The organism is Paraburkholderia jirisanensis, from assembly GCF_054782355.1.
Map to the genome: position 1 here is coordinate 1 of NZ_BAAGSQ010000004.1, position 20,441 is coordinate 20,441.

14 protein-coding genes are annotated in these 20,441 nt (G+C 65.6%); 7 read left to right on the top strand and 7 right to left on the bottom strand.

All coding sequences use genetic code 11. From position 1 onward, the window contains the following. Positions 1–1,574: condensation domain-containing protein (locus ACYVNQ_RS02565; RefSeq protein ID WP_460900642.1), on the bottom strand; the 1,574-nt coding region annotated here is incomplete at its 3' end. A gap of 175 nt (positions 1,575–1,749) precedes the next feature. Then, positions 1,750–3,063 (bottom strand): diaminobutyrate--2-oxoglutarate transaminase family protein, encoded by a 1,314-nt coding sequence (locus tag ACYVNQ_RS02570; protein ID WP_460900644.1) that lies wholly within the window; start codon positions 3,061–3,063, stop codon positions 1,750–1,752. A gap of 413 nt (positions 3,064–3,476) precedes the next feature. On the opposite strand from ACYVNQ_RS02570, the gene ACYVNQ_RS02575 reads away from it, so the two are divergent. From ACYVNQ_RS02575 to ACYVNQ_RS02595, 5 genes are read left to right on the top strand one after another with little or no spacing between them, the layout of a single operon-like run. Next, positions 3,477–4,727, top strand: coding sequence for a cation:proton antiporter (locus ACYVNQ_RS02575; protein WP_460900646.1), 1,251 nt, complete (start codon positions 3,477–3,479; stop codon positions 4,725–4,727). After that, positions 4,727–6,376, top strand: a complete 1,650-nt coding sequence (locus tag ACYVNQ_RS02580; protein ID WP_460900648.1) for an efflux transporter outer membrane subunit — start codon at positions 4,727–4,729, stop codon at positions 6,374–6,376. Before ACYVNQ_RS02575 ends, ACYVNQ_RS02580 begins: the two co-directional genes overlap by 1 nt. Next, entirely contained in the window at positions 6,376–7,518 is a 1,143-nt protein-coding gene (locus ACYVNQ_RS02585; RefSeq protein WP_460900649.1) for an efflux RND transporter periplasmic adaptor subunit, read from the top strand. Before ACYVNQ_RS02580 ends, ACYVNQ_RS02585 begins: the two co-directional genes overlap by 1 nt. Next, on the top strand, positions 7,515–10,658 hold the full coding sequence (locus ACYVNQ_RS02590) for an efflux RND transporter permease subunit (RefSeq protein WP_460900651.1): 3,144 nt from the start codon (positions 7,515–7,517) through the stop codon (positions 10,656–10,658). Before ACYVNQ_RS02585 ends, ACYVNQ_RS02590 begins: the two co-directional genes overlap by 4 nt. Next, positions 10,655–12,430 carry a thioesterase domain-containing protein gene (locus tag ACYVNQ_RS02595; protein ID WP_460900653.1) on the top strand — a complete coding sequence of 592 codons (1,776 nt, stop codon included), beginning with the start codon at positions 10,655–10,657 and terminating at the stop codon, positions 12,428–12,430. Before ACYVNQ_RS02590 ends, ACYVNQ_RS02595 begins: the two co-directional genes overlap by 4 nt. A 44-nt stretch (positions 12,431–12,474) precedes the next feature. Here the strand turns inward: ACYVNQ_RS02595 and ACYVNQ_RS02600 are convergent, their stop codons facing one another. The 5 genes from ACYVNQ_RS02600 to ACYVNQ_RS02620 form a co-directional block, all read right to left on the bottom strand. Continuing rightward, positions 12,475–13,308 carry a response regulator transcription factor gene (locus ACYVNQ_RS02600; protein WP_460900655.1) on the bottom strand — a complete coding sequence of 278 codons (834 nt, stop codon included), beginning with the start codon at positions 13,306–13,308 and terminating at the stop codon, positions 12,475–12,477. 199 nt (positions 13,309–13,507) lie between these two features. Beyond that, positions 13,508–14,917 (bottom strand): MFS transporter, encoded by a 1,410-nt coding sequence (locus ACYVNQ_RS02605; RefSeq protein ID WP_460900657.1) that lies wholly within the window; start codon positions 14,915–14,917, stop codon positions 13,508–13,510. A 297-nt stretch (positions 14,918–15,214) separates the two neighbouring features. After that, entirely contained in the window at positions 15,215–17,398 is a 2,184-nt protein-coding gene (locus ACYVNQ_RS02610; protein ID WP_460900659.1) for a phosphocholine-specific phospholipase C, read from the bottom strand. A gap of 97 nt (positions 17,399–17,495) precedes the next feature. Then, positions 17,496–17,933: a hypothetical protein gene (locus ACYVNQ_RS02615; RefSeq protein WP_460900661.1), complete on the bottom strand. Its 438-nt coding sequence runs from the start codon at positions 17,931–17,933 to the stop codon at positions 17,496–17,498. 281 nt (positions 17,934–18,214) lie between these two features. Then, a complete protein-coding gene (locus ACYVNQ_RS02620) occupies positions 18,215–18,469 on the bottom strand; it encodes a hypothetical protein (RefSeq protein ID WP_460900663.1) in 255 nt (84 codons plus the stop codon). A 268-nt stretch (positions 18,470–18,737) separates the two neighbouring features. Between ACYVNQ_RS02620 and ACYVNQ_RS02625 the strand changes: the two genes are divergently transcribed. Next, a complete protein-coding gene (locus ACYVNQ_RS02625) occupies positions 18,738–18,965 on the top strand; it encodes a hypothetical protein (protein ID WP_460900665.1) in 228 nt (75 codons plus the stop codon). Positions 18,966–19,223: 258 nt separating this feature from the next. Then, a complete protein-coding gene (locus ACYVNQ_RS02630; RefSeq protein ID WP_460900666.1) occupies positions 19,224–20,435 on the top strand; it encodes an FAD-dependent monooxygenase in 1,212 nt (403 codons plus the stop codon). Positions 20,436–20,441: the final 6 nt, after the last annotated feature.

Consider the following 20,441-nt stretch of genomic DNA (forward strand, 5'->3'; position numbering starts at 1 on the left):
TCCGGCTGCACCCCCAGCGACAGCAGATGATGCGCAAGCTGATTCGCCCGCGCATTGAGCTCGCGATACGAAACCTGCTGCGCTTCAAACACCGCAGCCACGGCCTCGGGCGTCGCCTCGACCTGCTGTTCAAACAGCGCATGCACAAACGTGTCGCGCGGATAATCGACAGCCGTGTCATTCAACCCAACCAGCAAGCTTTCCCGTTCCTGCTGGTCGATCAGCGGCAACAGGCCGACCGGCACATCGGCCATCTCCAGCACGGTGGCGAGCAGCAGCGCCACGCGCTGCTGAATCTGCGCGGCCTCGTCGAACGTCAACGCTGCCGTATTGAAGTTGAAATCCACCACCACGTCTTCATGCGGATGATAATCGCGCACGAAAATCGACAGCGGCGTCTGCTCAGCGCCGTTATCGAGCGCTACCACGCGGCTCAACGCGCTACCGTACATATGGTCGCCATCGAGGCTCTCGAACGACAGCCGCACGTCGAACAACTGCTTGCGTCCCGCATGCGCGAGCTTCAGATCGCGATTGAGCTGCGCGATCGGAAAGCGTTGATGCCGGTAGCACGTGCGCAGCTCCGCGCCCACCTCGCCGATCAGATCGACGATGGTGGCCTGCTGGTCCACGCGCAGCCCAACCGGGCTGACCGACGAAAACATGCCGAAGGTGCGCTTCGCGCGCGCACTGCCGCGGTTGTGCACCGGCAACCCGATCACCACTTCGTCGACGTGGCTCGTGCGCGAAAAATACACGCCGAGCACCGCCAGAAACAGATTGGCGATCGACGAATCGTGGGCGGCGGCGAATGCCGCCAGCGAATCGAACAACTCGCGCGCAATACTCCAGCGCAGTTGCGCGCTCGGTGCAAACGCGCCGAGTGTCAACGTGCCGCTTCGCTCGAGCAGCGGGGGCGGCAAACTGGCGAAACGTTTGCCCCAGAACTCGCGGTCGCGCGCGAAGCGAGGCGACGCCAGATAAGCCTGATCGTCCGCGACCAGATCCAGATACGACGGACCCGTTTCGAGCGTAGCCGTCGGATCCTGTTGCAAGCGGTTATACAGGTCCGCGAATGCCAGACCGGTCAGCGACACGCCGATGCCGTCGGTAACCAGATGGTGATACCGGTGCAGCCAGTAGTAGCGCGTCGCGCTGACCCGCACCAGCTGGGTGTCCCACAGCAGTTCGCCGAGCTTCGTAAACGGGCGGCGGAACGCGTCCTTCACGAACGCGAGGGCGCGCGCATCGGCATCCGGTTCAGCCGAAAAATCCAGCAGCGGAATGCGGATCCGCACCGCCGGCAAGCGCTTTTGCCGCGCCAGCCCGTCGCCGTCGCACATCACGAGCCGCAGCGCATCGTTGGCCGCGACGACCTGATTGACGGCCTGTTCGAGTGTGACGAGATCGAGCTCGCCGTCGATCTGCAGCGCCATGCCGATGTTGTACAGCGGTGCATCGGGATGGGCCATCTGATCGATCCACACGACCTGCTGGGCCGACGACAGGTCGTAAATTTCACCGTTGTCCGGCGACGGATGAACGGCTGCGAAGACCATGCTGGGCGATGCCATATGCGATACCTTTCGACGATTGGGGCCAGCGGACCGCGTCGGCGTGGCGAGACGGCCTGCTGCACGAATGAGAATCACGGGTTGATGCGGGGTGGTACGAATGGGTGCAGGTTGAAACGGGTTGGCGCGATCGTCGCGGCACACGCGGTGCGCGCCCCGTGACGATCGTCTGCGCCTAACCGCGATCGACTGCGCGCAGGGCCTGCTCGAAGCGGTCGAGCACGTTGCCGGCATCCGCTTCGCTGATGATCAGCGGCGGCAGCATGCGCAGCACCGCGCCGTGGCGTCCGCCGGTTTCGAGAATCAGGCCGCGCTGGAAGCAGTCCATCTTGATTGCCTTGGCGCGTGCGCCGTCGGCGGCGCCGACACGGCCGTCGGTGCCCGGCCGCACCACTTCGACGCCGATCATCAGGCCGCGGCCGCGTACTTCGCCGAGGAACGGGTAGCGCTGCGCGAGCGCTTTCAGCCCGCCGACCAGCAGTTCGCCGATCTTCGCCGCATGCGCCGCGAGGTTGTCGCGCTGGATGATGCGCATCGTCTCGAGGCCCGCGACCATGCCGATCTGGTTGCCGCGGAAGGTGCCGGCATGCATGCCCGGCGTCCACGTATCGAGATGCTTGCCGTACACCACCACCGACATCGGATAGCCGCCGCCGATCGCCTTCGACAGCACCAGCGCATCCGGCTTGATGCCGGACTGTTCGATCGCGAACAGCGTGCCGGTGCGGGCGAAACCGGTCTGCACTTCGTCGATGATCAGCGGCACTTCATGCGCGAGCGTCAGCGCCCGCAGCTCGCGCAGCCATTGCGCGGAAGCGGGAATACAGCCGCCTTCGCCCTGGATCGGCTCGACGATCACCGCGGCCGGTTTCGCCACGCCGCTTTCCGGATCGGACAGCACGTTGCGGATGTAGTTGATCGACAACTGGTCGGTTTGCGAGCCGTCGGTGCCGAACGGGCAGCGCAGCGCGTACGGGAACGGCAGGAAATGCACGCCGTGGGTGGTCATGCCCGGGCGCGACTTCGGGCCGAGGTTGCCCATCGCCGCGAGCGAGCCGGCCGTCATGCCGTGATAGGCGCCATGAAACGCCATGATCGACGGGCGGCCGGTGTAGTGCTTGGCGAGCTTGAGTGCCGCTTCGACCGCATCGGAGCCGGTCGGGCCGCAGAACTGCAGCTTCGACGTGGTGCCCATATCGCCCGGCAGCATCGACAGCAGCTGCTCGACGAAGCCGAGCTTGGCCGGCGTCGCGAGATCGAGCGCCTGCTGCAGCTGGTCGGACGACAGGAACTGCAGCACCGCTTCCTTGACTTCGGGATGGTTGTGTCCCAGCGCCAGCGTGCCGGCGTTCGCGAGGCAATCGAGATACTCGCGGCCGTTGGCGTCATGCATGCGCATGCCGGTGCCGCGCGTGAACACCACCGGAAAATTCCCCGCGTAGGTGCGGGCGTTCGATTCGACAGACTGCAGATATCTGACCTGATCCATGAGGCGCTCCCGGGAACGAAAGACGAAACACGTTGAGTGGGCCGACCTCGTCTGAGCGGCGCCGCAGCGTCGAAGGCAGCGCGGGGCAAGGTCGATTGGGGCTTTGCGTGAACGGATTAAAGCAGCGGCACAAGCGAGCGTCTGTCACGGTAAAACCGGACATGGCAGCGTTTTTGCCCGGTTGGCTCGCGCCCGGCAGGCGGGACGCGTCTGCACGGCCCCCTATGAAAAATGAGGGTTGCGTGCGCGCCGCTTCGTATGAGCGAAATCCGCATTTGTCCCGGATAGGCGTGACAGATTTCCTCAGGACCCCATGCTTAAATCGGCTTACACCATCGCAAGCGGCGCAGCAGCGTGCCGACGCGACTCCGGTGATCCAACTTCACGTGACGTCCTCGATTGGGAGATCCCGTATGGCTATGTGGTTATGTCAGCTCGCACTGGTGATCAGCGCCTGCGCGCTGTGTGGATGGTTGGCCGAACAGGTCGGCCAGTGCCGGGTGGTCGGCGAAATCGTCGCGGGCATCGTGCTCGGTCCGTCGGTGATCGGCGCGCTCAGCCCTTCGTTCTATGGCCTGATGTTCAGTCCGGCTGCATCGGCCGGCATGGCGCAGCTCGGTGAAGTGGGTGTGGTGTTTCTGATGTTCGAAATCGGGCTGCATCTGGAGCTCGGCGCACAGCGTGGCGTCGGCGCGCTGAAAGCGCCGCTCGCGGTCGCGGCCGGCGGCATGGTGCTGCCGTTCGCGGTGGGCCTGGTCGCGTTCTATCTGTCGCATGCGCTGCTCGCGCCGGAAATTCCGCTGCTGCGCTATGTGCTGTTCGGCGGTGTCGCGCTGTCGGTGTCCGCCGTGCCGGTGATGGCGCGCATCGTCAAGGACATGCGCATCACGCAGTATCCGGCCGTCAAGCTCGCGCTGTCCGCGGCGATGCTGACCGATCTGGCAGGCTGGCTGATGCTTGCGGTGATCGCGTCAGTCGCGGCGGCCGACGGCAGCGCATCGACGTTGTGGCGCACCGTGATCGGGCTTTCTGCGTTCGTCGTCGTGTCGCTGGTCGCGATGCGCGTCGCCGTGCGCCCGTTTGCCGAACGCGCGGTGCGGGCCGGATCGATGGGCAAGCTGATCGCGGTGGTGGTGCCTTACATGCTGGTGTCCGCATGGGCCACCGCGGACCTCGGTTTGCACAGCGCGTTCGGGGCGCTGTTCGCAGCGGTCTTGTTGCGCAGCGTGCCGGGATTGAAGCAGCAGTGGGACAAGCATTTCGACGGCTTCGTGCGGGTCGTGCTGCTGCCGGTGTTCTTTGCGTATGCAGGCCTGCATGTGTCGATCAGTTCGCTCGACGGCCTCACGTCGTGGCTGTGGTTCGCGATCTTCCTGTGCATCGCGTTCGTCTGCAAGTTCGGCGGCTCGTATCTCGGCGCACGCTTTAGCGGCATGAACCGGCAGGACTCGGCCGTGGTCGGCTCGCTGATGAATACGCGTGGCCTGATGGAGCTGATCGTGCTGTCGATCGGTTTGCAGATGCATGCGCTGTCGCCGGGCGTCTACGCGATCCTCGTGTTCGTCGCGCTGGTCACCACGTCGATGACGGTGCCGTTCATCCGTCGCTGGGGCGGCATGGAAGTCGCGGCCGGCGAGCGTCAAGCGGCTGCAGAAAGAACCTGATGAAGCACTTGCCGTCTGGTCTGAACCTCCACCCGATGCGCTTCGCCAGCCATCCGCACCATCCGCACCATCCGCGCCGTCTGCAGCGCGGTGCGCTCGCGGCACTGGCGATGCTGCTGTCGGGCTGCATGCTCGGCCCCACCTATCACCCACCGTCGGCGCGCTCGCTCGGGGTGCCCGACGCGTGGCACGCGAGCCTGCCGCACGACGGCAGCGTCGCGGAACTGGCGCACTGGTGGCAGCAGTTCGACGACCCGGAGTTGACTGTCTTGATCGAAACCGCACAGCAGAACAGCCCGACCATCGGCATCGCCGCCGCACGGCTGCGCGAGGCGCGCGCCGTGCTCGGCAACAGCCGCGCCGCGCTGCTGCCGAAAGTGGACGGCTCCGCGTCGTTCAACCGCTCGAACGCGAACACCACGGCGGTCACGTCGGCCGACGTCAATCAGCCGGCTCAGGTGCAAAGCGGTGAATTGAACACCGGCTCGGCGCTCGCCGAAGCGTCGTGGGAGCTCGACCTGTTCGGCAAGCTGCGCCGTCAGAACCGCGCCAGCGAAGCGCGCGTCGCGGCGGGCGTGGCGGGTTGGCACGATGCGCGCGTCAGCGTCGCGGCGGATGTCGGCGATGCGTATGCGCGGCTGCGCGCCTGCCAGGCGCTGCTGCGCGTCCAGCAAAGCGATCAGCAGTCGCGCCAGACCGTGCAGGCGATCACCGCGCACAAGGTGCAGTACGGCTTTGCGTCGAGCGCGGATGCGGCGCTTACGCACGCGTCGGTGGCGGAAGCGGTCGATTCGATCGAAGACCAGCGCAGCCTGTGCGAGCAGGATGCGAACGAACTGACCGCCCTGACCGGTGTGAGCCGCGCCCAGCTCGATGCGCAGCTTGCGCCGGGCTTCGCGCAGATTCCGGTGCCGCGCGGCACGGCGCTGTCGAGCGTGCCCGCGGAGTCGATTGCGCAGCGGCCCGATGTGCGCGCGAGCGAACGCGAGCTGGCCGCGGCGAGTGAGGAAATCGGCGCGGCGATTGCCGCGCGTCTGCCGACGTTTTCGCTGACCGGGTCGATCGGCGTGAACCACTACCAGGCGGACGGCCAGACGCTGACGCTGCGGCCATGGGCCTTCGGGCCCGGCGTGACGGTGCCGCTGTTCGACGGCGGCAGCGGCGCGGCCAATGTCGAGAATGCGCGCGGGCGTTTCGACGAAGCGCGTTACACGTACCAGAAGCAGGTCCGCGAAGCGGTGCTCGAAGTGGAGAACGCGCTGACGCGGGTAGACAGTTCGGTGCGTCGCGAGGACGCGGCATCGCAGGCCGAGCAGAACTACCGCGTCTACTTCGAGTCCGCCGAGCGGCAGTATCGCGGCGGCACGCGCGACGCGCTCGATCTGGAAACCTCGCGGCGCCAGTTGCTGGATGCGCAGCAGCGCGTCGCGGCCGCGCAGCTGGAGCGCGCGCAGGCGTGGATCTCGCTGTATCGCGCGGTCGGCGGCGGCTGGGGGGATATTCCGGTGGCCGCGAACGCGTGTGGCGCCGCCGATTGCACCGATATGCACGACGCAGTGGCCAGCATTCCTGGCGCTGCACCCGCCAATACACCTGGCGTCGTACCAGCCGATAAACCTGGCACTGCACCCGAACCGGTCGAACATTGATGATGAACGCACGAAATCCATCACGAGGGGGCGCCGCGATCGCGGGGCTCGCGCTCGTGTGCGCCGTGGTTGGCGGCTGTAGCGAACGCGGCGGGGTCGCGCTCGCGGCGCCGGCCCCCGCGAGCGCCGAACTCAGCGTGTTCGCGGTCGAGCCGCACACGAAACAATGGGACCGGCGCATTGCCGCGAGCGGCAGCGTGCTGCCGTGGCAGGAGCTGACGATCGATGCCGAGATCGGCGGCTTGCCGGTCGAGCAGGTCGAGGTCGAGGTCGGCGAGCGTGTGCGCAAAGGGCAGTTGCTGGCGCGCATGGACGCGGCCAGCACGCGCGGCGACATGGCGCAGCAGCAGGCCGCGCTCGCCGAGGCGCAGGCCAACGACGAGCAGGCGCGCAGCACGCTCGCCGGCGCGCAGGGTCTCGCGGCGTCGGGCTCGATCAGCGGCCAGCAGCTGGCGCAGGCGCAGACCCAGGCCAAGGTATCGGCCGCGCGGTTGGCCGCCGCGCGCGCACAGCTGGCTGCCGTGCAACTGCAGCTGCGCCGCACCGCGATCGTCGCGCCCGACGACGGCGTGATCTCCGCGCGGCTCGTGACGCCTGGCACCGTCCTCAATGTCGGTACGCATCTGTTCAGGATGATCCGGCAGCAGCGGCTCGAATGGCACGCCGAAGTCGACGGCCGCGATCTGGCGCACGTGCAGAGCGGCCAGAGCGTGCGGATCCAGCGTGGCGACGGCACCTCGGTGACCGGTACGGTCCGCCAGGTCGCGCCGCTGATCGACAGCACGACGCTGACCGGCATCGTATTCGTCGATCTGCCGGCCGACGGCGGCATCGCGGCGGGCAGCTTCGTCAGCGGTTCGATCGGCATCGGCCACGGGCAGGCGCTGGCAGTGCCGCAGGCGGCGCTGGTCGCGCGCGACGGCTTCCAGTACGTGATGAAGATCGGCGCCGATCACCGCGTGCATCTGACCAAGGTGACGCTCGGCCAGCAGCAGGGCGGCGAAGCGGAAGTGCGTGCCGGACTGGCCGGCACCGACCGCATCGTCGCGGCCGGCGCGGGCCTGTTGCACGACGGCGATCTGGTCAACGTGCTGGCCACGCCGCCGCAGAGCAGTCACACCGATACAGGAGAGACGTCTTGAATATTTCTGCATGGTCGATTCGCCGTCCGCTGCCGGCAATCCTGTTTTTCGCGTGCCTGTGCATCGGCGGCGTGGTCAGCTTTCGCCTGCTGGGTGTGACCGATATGCCGGAGTTCGAGGTGCCGGTGGTGTCGATCGACGCGACCTTGCCCGGCGCGTCGCCGTCGCAGCTCGAAAGCGAGGTGACCGGCAAGCTAGAGAACAGTGTTGCGAGTCTCGGCTCGGTGAAAAGCCTCGTGTCGACGATCAGCGGCGACACGTCGAGCACCACCGTCGAATTCGAACTCGGGCAGGACCCGCGCGATGCGCTCGAACGGGTGCGCGCGGCGGTTGGCCGCACGCGCGCGCAGCTGCCGGCGGCGCTGGAGACGCCGGTCGTCGCCCCCGTCACGTTGCCCAATACGCTGCTCACTTACGCGGTGTCGTCGCCGGGCATGGATGCGCGAGACCTGTCGTGGTGGGTCGACAACCAGTTGACCAAGACCTTGTCGGCGGTGCCCGGTGTCGGGCGCGTCGAACGGGTCGGCGGCGTGGAGCGGGAGATTCATATCGATCTCGACGCGGTCCATCTGCGCGCGCTGAAGATCACCGCGACGCAGGTGTCGCAGCAATTGCGCGCGATGCTGGCGCGAGACCCCGCCGGCAAGCTGCGCAGCGTCGATGGCGGCGAGCAGCCGGTGCTGCTCGCGGACCGCGCGACCAGCCTCACGCAGATCGCGGCACTGCTGCTGCCGCTGGGCGACGGTCACACGGTGGCGCTCGGCGAGCTCGGCAAAGTGAGCGATACGAGCGCGCCGCAACGGCAGATCGCGTTGCTCAACGGCCACGAGGTGATCGCGGTGCGCGTCTATCGTGCGCCGGGCCGCGACGAGGTGTCGACTGCGGCCGGCGTGCGCGCCGCGATGGCCGCGGCGAGCCACGCGAACCCGCAGGTGCGCATCGCGCTGCTCAACGACCATGCGCGTCCGATCAAGCAGGTGCTCGACAACGTGATGCGGGCCTTGTACGAAGGCTGTCTGCTGGCGGTGCTGGTGGTGTGGCTGTTCCTGCGCGACTGGCGCGCCACCGCGGTGGCGGCGCTCGCGCTGCCGCTGTCGATCCTGCCCACCTTCCTTGCGATGTCGCTGCTCGGCTTCACGCTGAACCAGCTGACGCTGCTTGCGCTGGTGCTGGTGATCGGCGTGCTGGTCGACGATGCGATCGTCGAGGTGGAAAACATCACGCGTCATCTGCAGACCGGTAAATCGCCGCGCGAGGCGGCCATCGATGCGGCCGGCGAGATCGGTATCGCGGTGATCGCGACCTCGCTGACGCTGGTTGCGGTGTTTCTGCCGACCGCGTTTATGGGCGGCTATATCGGCAAGTATTTTCGGGAATTTGGCTGGACCGTCGCGCTGGCGGTGCTCGCGTCGCTGCTGGTGGCGCGGCTGCTGACGCCGATGCTGGCCGCGCAGATGCTGCGCCGCGCGCCCCGGCACAGCACGCGGCGCGCGCAGCCTGCGCAGGGCACGCAGCAGGCACTGTTGCGGCGCTATCTGCGCGGTGTCGAAGTGTGTCTGGCGCGGCCGCGCGTCACGCTGCTGGCCGGCGCGGCGTTCTGCTGCGGCTCGATGGTGCTGCTCGGCGCGTTGCCGAAGTCGTTTATCCCTTCCGACGACCGCTCGCGCATCGTGCTCGACATGACCACTGCGCCGGGCAGCGGACTCGACACCGCGCGCAACGCCGCCGAGGCGGCGCGCCGCACGGCCTCCGGTGTGCCTGAAATCACCTCGAGCTACGCGACGATCGGCACAGGTGCAGCAGGCGCAGGCTCGGCGGGCGGCGAACCGCACGCGGCAACCCTGAGTTTCGTGCTGCAGCCGCTGGCTGAGCGTCAGCGTAGCCAGGCGCAGATCGAAGCCGATTTGCGGCGGCGTCTGGTCGCGATACCCGGCGCGCGTTTTTCGAGTGCGGCGGAAGAAAGCGGCAAGACCGCTTCGCTGGTGCTGTCCAGCGACGATCCGGCACTGCTCGAGCGCACCGCGCGTGAGGTCGAGCAGCAGATGCGCGGGCTGCGCAATCTTGGCAGCGTCAGCTCTTCGGCGAGCGCGCTGCGCCCCGAACTGATCGTCAAGCCGGATGAGGCCCGCGCGGCCGCGCTAGGCGTGACCGATCAGGCGCTCGAAGAGGCGCTGCGCATGTCGCTGGAAGGGGACTATCTGGCGAACCTGCCCAGCTTGCATCTGCCGGCACGGCAGATTCCGATCCGCGTGCAGGTGGCGCAGCCTGGCGGCAGCAGCGGCGACTGGCCGGGACTGTTCGGCCAGCTGCTGGTGCCGGGCCGTAACGGCAACGTGCCGCTTGCGAATGTCGCCGATCTGACCAGCGGCAGCGAACCGGCGCGCATCGACCGCCAGGACCGCCGCCGCAGCGTGACGCTGAATGCGGAGATCGGCAACCAGCCGCTCGGCGACGTGGTGGCCGCGATCGACCGGCTGCCGGCCGTGCGCCATCTGCCGGCCGGCGTGGAGCGCGCGGCAAGCGGCGATGCGCGCTCGCTCGCGGATCTGTTCGGCAGTTTCGCGTATGCGATGGCGTTCGGCATTCTGTCGATCTACGTGATGCTGGTGCTGCTGTTCGGCGGCTTTATGGTGCCGGTGACGATTCTCGTCGCGTTGCCGCTGTCGCTCGGTGGTGCCGCGGCGGCGCTGCTCTGCATGAGTCTCGATCTGTCGCTCGCGTCGCTGATCGGCATCCTGATGCTGATGGGCATCAGCACCAAGAACTCGATCCTGCTGGTCGAATATGTGGTGGCCGCGCGGCGCGCCGGACAGCTATCGCGCGCCGACGCGATTCGCGACGCGTGCCGCAAACGGGCACGGCCGATCGTGATGACCACCTTCGCGATGCTGGCCGGCATGCTGCCGCTCGCACTCGAGTCGCGCGGCGACGGCTTTCGCACCGCGATGGCGGTGACGGTGGCCGGCGGCCTGATCACGTCGACGCTGCTCAGCCTGTTTCTGGTACCCGCTGCATACGTTGCCTTCGACGATCTGCAGCACTGGTTGCGCCGCCGCTTCGCCGCGGTCGCGCGCACCCGTTTGCCCCTGGCGCCAGGGGCAGCGCGGAAAACCCGGCGCACGCACCTGGAAAGCCGATGAACATGAACTTCCCGAACTACGCTCCGTATCCCGTCCCGCACCCTGCTGGACGGCAGGCCGAACGCAACGCCGTCGTACTCATGCGCGAGGGCAGTGTGAAGCGTTCGCTGTTTCTGATCGACGCGCATGACGAGGTCGAGCCGTGGCTGGCCTCGCTCGTGCCGTACCTCGAGCCCGGCATGTCGATCTATGGACTCGCGTGCCCGTTTCTCGGCGACCCCGCGTTGCCGACCGTCGAGGCGCTTGCGGCACGCCTCGTCGAGACGTTGCGCGACGTGCAGCCGGTGGGACCATACCGTATCGCCGGCCGGGGCTTCGGCGGACTGCTTGCGTACGAGGCGGCGATCCAGCTGACGGGTCTCGACCAATGGGTGCAGTTTGTCGGGCTGATCGATCCCGATCTGCCGGGCTTGCCCAGTTTGCCGAGTTTGCCTGAGCTGGCCGGCAGCAGCGCGCCGCGCCGTGCCTCGTGCGACGCCGCACGGCAGCCTGCCTGCGATCATGCGCGCGACCACTACGCGGTGTTTCCGCTGACGGTGCCTGTGCATCTGCTCAGTCTGCATGCCGGGCCGGTTGACGCGCAGTCCGCCCGGCTCGACGGCTGGCAAGGCTGGGGGGCGGTGATGACGGGCAACAAGGTCGAGCGCGTGTATCCGCCGCGCGGCGAAGGGCGCGTCGAGGCGGACGTCGCTGTGCACGGCGGCGCGCACATCAAGGCTGAGCGCACAAGCCACGTCAATGCGGACATCAATGTGCGCGCCGACGCGCACGCTGCCGTCGAGACCGCGCTTGCCACCGACGGTGCTGCTGAAGTTGCCACCGACGTTGGCGCCGAGGTTGCCACTGAAATTGCCACTGAAATTGCCACCATCGGCACGCTGCTCGCGAAGCTGTTGCGCGACGAAGCCGACGCGCGCCGCAGCCTGCCGCCCGATCTCGACTATCGTGCGCTGATGACGATCCAGAGCGGCGCGCTCGACGAGCTGTCGTTGTTCTGCATGCCGGGCGCCGGCGACAACGTGATCAACTTCCTGCCGTTCGCGGATGCCCTCGGACCGGTGTGGACCGTGCACGGCCTGCAACCGCGCGGGGTCGACGGCGAGCTGGCGCCGTACACGAACGTCGAGACTGCTGCCGAAGCCTATCTGCGCGGCATCGATGCCGCGCAGATGGCGCCGTCCGTGCCGCTGCATCTGGTCGGCCACTCGTTCGGCGGCTGGGTTGCGTTCGAGGTTGCGTTGCGGCTGCAGGCGCGCGGCCGCCGCATCGCATCGCTGACGCTGCTCGACAGCGAGGCGCCCGACGGCGACGGCATGCTCGGCCTGCCGTACACCTTCACCGAGGTGGTGAGCCGGCTGATCATCGCGCTCGAACACGGCACCGGCAAATCGCTCGGCGTGCCGGCGCAGAGTCTCGAACAGGCGGACGAGGCGGGCCAATGGCGTCTGCTGCACGACGGCATGAAGCGCATCGGACTGATGCCGGCGCGCTCGAAGCCCTCCGACGTCGCCGGCCTCGTGCGCACCTACGGTACCGCGCTGCGCACCGCCTACCTGCCATTGCGCGCCTACCAGGGCCCGGTGCGCCTTGCGTGGGCCAGCGACGATGCACTGGACGAGCTCGCGAACATGCGCGCACATCTGAAAACCTGCGCGCAGTGGCGCCGCTTCGCGCCGCAGCTGAGCAGCTGGCGCAGCCCCGGCAATCACTACACGATGCTCAAGCGGCCGCATGTCGCGGCGCTGGCCGAGTGGTGGCGCGACGCGCAGTGAAGCTTGCATGAGGGCGGATAGTCGGTGCATGGCGCAGGCGGCGTTCAGGCGAACTCGGGCAGCGGTTCGGCCATCATCCAGCGCGCGAGGCCGTGACGGCCGCGTACGTCGAGCTTGATCGCGGCCCGCTTGATGTAGGTTTCGACCGTGTTGGCGCGCAGTTTCAGTTCGGCCGCGATTTCGGGCACGGTATTGCCGGTCAGCAGTAAAAGGCAAACCGACATTTCGCGCGGCGACAGCACCAGCCCGGCACGTTGCAGGCGATCCGTGAAGTTCTGCCGCACCTGCTCGAACGCGGGTTGGGCGGTCTTGCCGGCCGCGATGATCTGCGGCACGGGCCGCTCGATGCGGCGGCGCGTCAGCGCGTGCCATTCGACCACCGGCAGCAGGATGTCGGACAGGTCCTTCAGGAACGCAAGCTCCTGCAGCGAAAAATCGCGGTCGCGCAACGGCCGGTACAGCGAGATCAGATAGCGGTGCGGCGCGCGCGGAAACACCAGGTTGCACTGCGCGAGCGCGCGGGCAGGATCGGCATCGGCGATGAACGGGGCACCGTCCGGCGTGTTCAGCACGATTGCCAGAATCAGTTGGGCATCCTGTGCATCGAGAATCTTGCGGACCGTCGTGTGGGCCGCCTGGTAGTCGCCGTACAGCGCGGGAACGCGCGCCGCCAGCTGGCCGGCGGCCGGCCCCGCGCTGCCCAGACCCAGCACGGTGGCAATCTGCTCGCCGGCTTCGTCGGTGGTCCACGCTTCGATCGACAGAAAATCGGCCGGCACCGAGCGGGCGATCAACTCGTGCATCGAAACCGGAAAGCTCGGTTTGCCCGCATTGGCAACCAGATTTCCCAAACTCGAAAACAGCGTTCTCAGATCCATCGTTTGCTCCTGTACGCGCTGTGCTGCACGGACTTCATGCAGTGACGTCATGGTCGTGCAAAGCGCGTCGCGCGAATACTCTAAGAATTAACAGGCGCTGCGACGGAATAGGTGATGGGGAGGAGATCCGGAGTGCGGATGCAAAACTGCCGGCAAGCCCGTGCAGGCTTGCCGGCAGGCGGCGCGGTCCGACGTTGCGTCAGGCGTTCGTGCGGTACGCGCTGCCGCTGCCGCTGGCGGTGCCGGTGGCGAGCGGCGCGTCGCTGCCGCTGGCGGGCTGCTGCGCCTCGTCGGGCACGCGCAGATCCAGTTGGCGCAGCGGCCGGCAGGCGAGCGCAATCGCGCACAGTACCAGCCCGATTGCGCCGCATCCGATAAACAGCAACGCGATGCCACGGCCATGCCCGGTGCCGAGCCATTGGCCGACCGAATGCGCGAGCGCGCCATCAGTCGCCAGCGCCGGTTCGAGCAGATGATCCACCGCAAAGCCGCCGCCGAGCATCATCGCCGTCATCATCGCAAGCGTCAGCGTGCCGACCAGCGAGAAGATGCTGGCGCGAAAACGCTCCGGCATCTTGCGCATCCACAGCGCATTCACGCAACCTTCCGCGGCACTCGCGCAGGTCAGCGCCATGAACGCCAGCGCGCAATAGGCCGCCATCGAATTCGCAAGGCCGATGCCCAGCACCGCAATCGACAGCAACACGTTGGCTGCAATCACGATCGGCATCAGCCGCTTCGGATTGCGCATCATGATCAGCAGCGCCGCGCCGGATGCGCCACCGAGCGCACCAAACGCGCTGATCAGACCGAGCTGCTCGATGTTGTGGCCGGCCAGCACCAGCGGCGTGACCATCAGGATGGCCAGGGAATTCAGCGAGCTTTGCACGGTTGCGTATACCAGCAGGCCGATCATCAGCGGTTGCAGGCGGAAGAACGCGGCGCCGGCCGCGAGATTTTTCAGCACCGCGCTGGTGAGCAGCGTCGGCTGCGCGCCGCTGCTGACGGCCCGCCGCAACGTCGGCAGGCGGGCGAACGATTTGAGCACGAACAGCGTGCCGCAGGTGAAGCAGATCAGGTTGATCGTCAGCACGCCGCCGAGCCCGACCGCGGCGACCAGCACGCCGCCGAGCAGCGGTGCGACCAGCCCCGACATGCTCCGGCTCAAACCCATCAGGCCGCTGGCGCGCGTGAATTTGTCCTTGGTCAGCAGGTCCGTGACCGCCGCCTGATAGGCCGGCTGCCGGAACGACGCGGCAATCGACGCGACAAAGTTGAACACGTACAGATGGATCGGCTGCAGCAGGTCGGCGGCGTACAACAGGATCAGCGCGACCACCAGCAGATCGAGCACGAGATCGGCGCCGACGATGATGTACTTGCGCTCGATGCGGTCGGCGAGGCCGCCGGCGATCAGCAGGAACAGGATCGGCGGCCATGTGGCGGCGACCAGCACGCCGGCGAACGCCGTGACCGAGCCGCTGTGCGCGTAGACCCAGGCGCCGAGCGCGAATTCCATCAGCGCGGTGCCGGCACTCGTCAGAGAATCGCCGATCCACAGCAGGTTGAAGCGCGAACCGGGTGCGATGCCGGCGACGCGGGTATTCATGGCGCAGCTCCTGAAAGTGCGCGAGCGAGCGGCCATGCGCAGGATGCGTCGGGCATCGCACGGGCTTGATGGACAGAGGTTGGGGGAAGCGGGGCTGCCGCAGGGCTGAGAGCGCCGGGCCAATCCCGCTGACGCTATTGGAGCATTCGGGCGGGGGCGACGTCTGTCCCGGGAAAATGGGACAGGCCCCTCCAACCGCGAGGGGCCTGTCGATGCCAGCCGCAGCGGGCTGCGATGCTAGCGGAAGCGTTTGATCAGGCTCGAGCTCGAACTGGAGCTCGAGCTATCGGGCGAGGCTCAGGCGTCGATCGTGCCCGGCACGTCCTGCATCACGATGGCCGTCGGCGACGACGTGATCGATGACGGCAGTTCCGTCACGACTTGCGTAGCGGCCGGATCGCTGAAGCTGGTCTTGCCCGTTTCCACGTGACCGGCAGCGCGCCATGCGAACGCGGCACCGTCGGACACCGTCAGGTCGTACCACGCGTGGCTGTGCTTCAGGGTCCACACTTCTTCGACGAAGCCTTCCGACGGCAGCGAGAAATGACGCGTCTGCGCGCCATACGCGTTGTCCACCACCGACAGCTTCACGGCCTTCGCGCCGTTGTTGGTGATCTTCAGCATCACGTTGCCGTTGGCTGCGTCGTAACCCACCACGACGACCGGCTTGGCGGACTTGTTCTGGGTCTTCTTGTCTTGCGGGATCGCACCGACGAACTGGCGCACGAAGCCGTTAGGACCATAGACCAGGAAGTTGTACACGCCGTCCGTACCTTCCAGGTTGAACGTATCGGCGATCGCCTTGCCGGCTTCGACCGTATAACGCCACGGACCGTCGGTACGGTTGGTCGAGTACACATAGAAGCAGGCGCCGACCGTGCCGGTGTTCGAGAAGTTGATCTGGAACTCGTTGTCCTTGGTCACTTCCTTGCCGTTCGCGTGCAGTTCGTACGGCAGTGCACGTGCGGCACGCACGCCGGCTTCCTGCGCCTTGATCGACTCGATGCTCGGCACGGCGGGAACCATCGCCTTCGGGTTCATGCACGATGCGTCGGACAGCGCCTGGAAGTTGGTCGTGTTCGGCAGCGTCGGGAACGCGGTGTCCGGCGTGCTGAAGTCGAAGCAGCTCAGCAGGTCGCCCGACACGGCACGGCGCCACGGGGTGATGTTCGGTTCCATCACGCCGAAACGTTGTTCGATGAAGCGGATCACCGACGTGTGATCGAACACCTGCGAGTTGACGTAGCCGCCCTTGGTCCACGGCGAGATCACCATCATCGGCACGCGCGGGCCCATCCCGTACGGCAGGTTGTCGACGGTGTAGGTGCCGCCGCGCAGCGGGTTCACGACGGTGTGGATTTCAGCGCTGACGTCGATGGTCGACAGACCCTGGTCGCGGCTTGCCGGCGGTTGCGGCGGCGCGATGTGGTCGAAGAAGCCGTCGTTCTCGTCGTAGTTCAGGAACAGCGCCGTCTTGCTCCACACATCCGGGTTCGACGTCAGTGCGTCGAGCACCTGGGCGATATAGGTCGCGCCGTAGCCCGGCGTCGCGCTCGGGTGCTCGGAGAAGTTGCCCGGCACCAGCAGCCACGATACCTGCGGCAGCTGGTTGGCCAGCACGTCGTTCTTCAGATCGACCAGGGTGCGCTGCGAGTTGCCGCGCGTGATCAGCGGCGAGCCGGCCGGTGCATTGATGTACTGGGTGAAGTTCATCAGCATGTTGGTGCCGAAGTTGCCGTTCACCGGGTCGCTCGTGCTCGTGCTTTGCTGATACACCTGCCACGAAATGCCGGCAGCCTGCAGACGCTCCGGATACGTGGTCCACGACAGCAGGTCCCACTTCGGCGGCAGGTCGCTGTCCACCGCATCGTTGTTGTCCAGCAGCGGGCCGCCTTGCTTGCCGGTCGGATCGACCATGCCGCTCATCAGATACGTGCGGTTCGGGTGCGTCGGGCCCGGCATCGAGCAGAAGTAGTTGTCGCAGATCGTGAAGGCGTCGGCCAGTGCGTAGTGGAACGGGATGTCCGCACGCACGTGATAGCCCATCGTCATGTCGGTCTTGTTCGCGGGCCACGCGTCCATGCGGCCGTTGTTGATCGCAAAGTGCGTCGGGTACCAGCTGTGGTCGAGGTCGCCCAGGCACTCGCTGACCTTGTTGACGTTGTAGCGGAACGGCAGCACCGGCGTCGCCGCATTTTCCTTCGACGGCTGGAACCACACCGGCTGGCCGCTGGCGAGCGGGATCGGGAAGCGGTCGTTATAGCCACGCACGCCGCGCAGGTGGCCGAAGTAGTGGTCGAACGAACGGTTTTCCTGCATCAGCACGACGATGTGCTGGACGTCCTTGATGGTGCCCGTGCCGGACGCGGCCGGAATGGCCAGCGCCTTGCGGATCGCATCAGGGAATACCGTCATTGCAGCAGCTGCGCCGGCCGTCGAAGCGGCGGTTTTTAGAAAGCGTCGGCGATCAAAAGTAGACATGAGTAACCCTCTCGTGAGAGATATAGGTACTGCGTTGGGGGGAGGCAATCTTCTTCTACTGCGAACTGCGGAGTGGCTCAGTTGCCGTTATGTGCCGTCAGTTGCTGGAGTCAGCAGGAGGCTCTGGCGGGTAATGAACGACAGGGGTGAGTTGCTCGGAGACAACCGACGCGGGTTCGGCGTTGGTTGGGGCAATGGTTTGCGCCAGCGCAGGGGACGCGCCCGGCGGATCGACCGTTTCCGTCACGCCTGCCGACATCGAAATGGGCGCGGAGGGGGGATCGATTGGGGGAGTTTGTAATGTATTGGTCACGCTTTGCTGGGCAACGTCCGGGGTGGATGCGGCGTTGTCGGGACTTGCGCTGATCGTGTTGTTCGTTGCCGGACTCGCGGCGGTCAGAGGCGATGCGGAACCTTGTTGCGCTGAAGCGTCGGTGCTGGTGGGTGCGGAACCCGCGCTGCTTGCGCCGCCATCGCCACAGGCAGCGATGACAAGCGTACTGCTTAATATCACAAAAAACACGGGTGATTTCATTTAGCCAACCTGTCGTTATCAGTGAATCTGCGATGGCGACATCATGATTGAATGGGGAGTCAGGTTCGTGAATGAAATCAAACAATTTCTGAATATATTCCTTTCGGAATTATGAATACGGCACGCCAATTCGTCTGGAATTCATCCGGCATGGTTTATTGGAAATTGGCATGGCCAATTCCGGCAGCAATGCCCTCTGGATAAGCGATCCGTGCGAAGCGATCCATTGTTGAATTGGTCTTGATCCTGATTGGCGATTTAATTGCCGGTCATTTGGATTGTTATAGTTTTTTGCGTAATTTTTTCCATAAAGATAAAAGAGAAGGTAAATAAACAGGGCGGCTCCCCGTGTTTTCCCTGATGCAGTCCTGGGTGAGACTTGCAGCAACTTCGGCGAAGTGATTGAGCATCACGCCGTGGATGCCATCACCGCTAAAGCTTGCCGTCGGGTTGGGGGCCAAAAGGCATTCGCGTGAATGCGATCCATCGTTCGCCGCGATCCTTGCTCCTGCGCGGCACTCACGAACTCGGCGCATGCGAGTGCCGCCTGCCTCTTGTAAGAGTGCGCAGAATCTGCGCTCTGTATATTTGCCCGTCGCACACTTCGCAGGCCGATTTCCCCCTCAAACCCATACGGGATAAGGATTACGCCGTGGCGAACGCGTGCACCGAAGATGGGCTTGAAGTATTATTTTTACAAGCATATAATTTAGCCCGTAAGCCCTGAAATCGACAAGAAGCGCGGGTCTGCGAGTCGCCCACAGTCGGAACTACAGCCTCGCCAAAGCTACGGAGGAGTGGAGTATGGAAGATCAGCTTGAAAGCATGCGTGGCCAGATTCTTGGTCTCGTCGGTGCCCTCAACGTCATCGCCGCGGTCTTGCCCGACAGCGCGTCGGCGGATGCGGCAGAAGTTCTGGAGGACATGATTGCTGCGACCAAAGATAGCGGATTAACGCCGGCAGCCACAGAGGGAATGCACTCTGCGATGCAACAGATCAAGGCGGCCTTGCAGGTGTCGCTGCATCGTTGAAACAGTGCGCTGTAACGGCGTTGCTTAAAGGTAAAGGCCAGGTGTCGCCTGGCCAGAGCGACTTGCAGGACGCCTGCGCCCATCCTGCACCGGCATTGCCGATATCGACGGGATCTTCGGTTTTCCGGTGGCGGTTGATTTGAACCATTTGGACTGTCGGAATGAAAGGCAAATTTCTCGCAGTTCAATTTAATTGTCTGGCCAAATAGTCTGTGTGACATGGCTGATTCGGGTCAAGCATTCAGCGGAGAGTAAAGAATGAGCAGAAAACTTCGGATTGGTGTGGTGGGTGGTGGCATCGGAGGCGTCGCCCTCACCACGGCGCTCGCGCAGCACGGGATCGAGGTGCGCACCTTTGAGCGCGCGAGCGCGTTCGGTGAAATCGGCGCGGGCATTCAGGTCACGCCCAATGCGGTCAAGGTACTGGAGGCGTTGGGGCTGGGTGAAGCACTACGCAACGTCGCGTTCGTGCCGCAAGCCATCGTCGGCCGAAACTGGGATACCGCCAACGAAATCTTCCGTATCCCGTTGGCAGAAGAGTGTCCACGCCTGTACAACGCGCCATTTTTCCACGTGCATCGCGCCGATCTGCATCAGCTGCTGGTCGAATCGCTGCCGGATGGCGTGGCAACGCTTTCGTCGGCATGTGTCGATATCCGGCAGTCGCAGAACAGCGCCGTCGCCATCTTCGAAGATGGTTCGGAGTTCGAGGCAGATCTGATCGTGGGCGCAGACGGTGTGCGATCCACCGTGCGCAGCAAGCTGTTCGGCGACGATGCGCCGAAGTTCACCGGCAACATGTGTTTCAGAGCGGTGGTGCCGGTCGCCGGGCCGTTTGATTTCGTGAGTCCGGACTCGTCGTTCTGGCTCGGGCCGAAGTCGCATATCGTGACCTACTACGTACGGCGTGGACAGGCGGTCAATATCGTTGCCGTGAACGAGACCGCCGAGTGGGTCGAGGAATCGTGGAATGCGCCGAGCAGCCGCGAAGAACTGCTCGCCGCTTTCGCCGGCTGGCATCCGAACATTACCCAACTGTTCGAACGCGTCGACTCGGTATTCAAGTGGGGGTTGTTCGACCGCGATCCGATGACGACGTGGTCGAAAGGGCGGGTCACCTTGCTCGGCGATGCGTCCCATCCGATGCTGCCGTTTCTCTCTCAGGGCGCGGCGATGGCCATCGAGGATGGCTACGTGCTGGCACGGTCTCTGGCCGCGCACGGCTCCGATGTGGCCGCCGCTTTGCGCGACTACGAAGCGGAGCGGATCCCGCGTACCAGCCGCGTGCAACTGCAATCCCGCGAGCGCGGCCGGACGTATCACCTGCCGACGCTTTTCGCCCAGCGCAAACGCGACCTCATCTACAAGTTCAAGTCCTGGATCAATCCGCATTCTTCGGGCATTCAGGCGGACTGGGTGTACGCGTACAACGCAGCGGATTTCCAGCCAAAAATCGCAGCGGCAGCTTAACGCGCA

Excerpts from the sequence above, each read along its gene's own strand:
- ACYVNQ_RS02570 (WP_460900644.1), bottom strand. The coding sequence starts at position 3,063 with ATGGATCAGGTCAGATATCTGCAGTCTGTCGAATCGAACGCCCGCACC.
- ACYVNQ_RS02575 (WP_460900646.1), top strand. The coding sequence starts at position 3,477 with ATGGCTATGTGGTTATGTCAGCTCGCACTGGTGATCAGCGCCTGCGCG.
- ACYVNQ_RS02580 (WP_460900648.1), top strand. The coding sequence starts at position 4,727 with ATGAAGCACTTGCCGTCTGGTCTGAACCTCCACCCGATGCGCTTCGCC.
- ACYVNQ_RS02585 (WP_460900649.1), top strand. The coding sequence starts at position 6,376 with ATGATGAACGCACGAAATCCATCACGAGGGGGCGCCGCGATCGCGGGG.
- ACYVNQ_RS02595 (WP_460900653.1), top strand. The coding sequence starts at position 10,655 with ATGAACATGAACTTCCCGAACTACGCTCCGTATCCCGTCCCGCACCCT.
- ACYVNQ_RS02600 (WP_460900655.1), bottom strand. The coding sequence starts at position 13,308 with ATGGATCTGAGAACGCTGTTTTCGAGTTTGGGAAATCTGGTTGCCAAT.
- ACYVNQ_RS02605 (WP_460900657.1), bottom strand. The coding sequence starts at position 14,917 with ATGAATACCCGCGTCGCCGGCATCGCACCCGGTTCGCGCTTCAACCTG.
- ACYVNQ_RS02610 (WP_460900659.1), bottom strand. The coding sequence starts at position 17,398 with ATGTCTACTTTTGATCGCCGACGCTTTCTAAAAACCGCCGCTTCGACG.
- ACYVNQ_RS02615 (WP_460900661.1), bottom strand. The coding sequence starts at position 17,933 with ATGAAATCACCCGTGTTTTTTGTGATATTAAGCAGTACGCTTGTCATC.
- ACYVNQ_RS02620 (WP_460900663.1), bottom strand. The coding sequence starts at position 18,469 with ATGCGCCGAGTTCGTGAGTGCCGCGCAGGAGCAAGGATCGCGGCGAAC.
- ACYVNQ_RS02625 (WP_460900665.1), top strand. The coding sequence starts at position 18,738 with ATGGAAGATCAGCTTGAAAGCATGCGTGGCCAGATTCTTGGTCTCGTC.
- ACYVNQ_RS02630 (WP_460900666.1), top strand. The coding sequence starts at position 19,224 with ATGAGCAGAAAACTTCGGATTGGTGTGGTGGGTGGTGGCATCGGAGGC.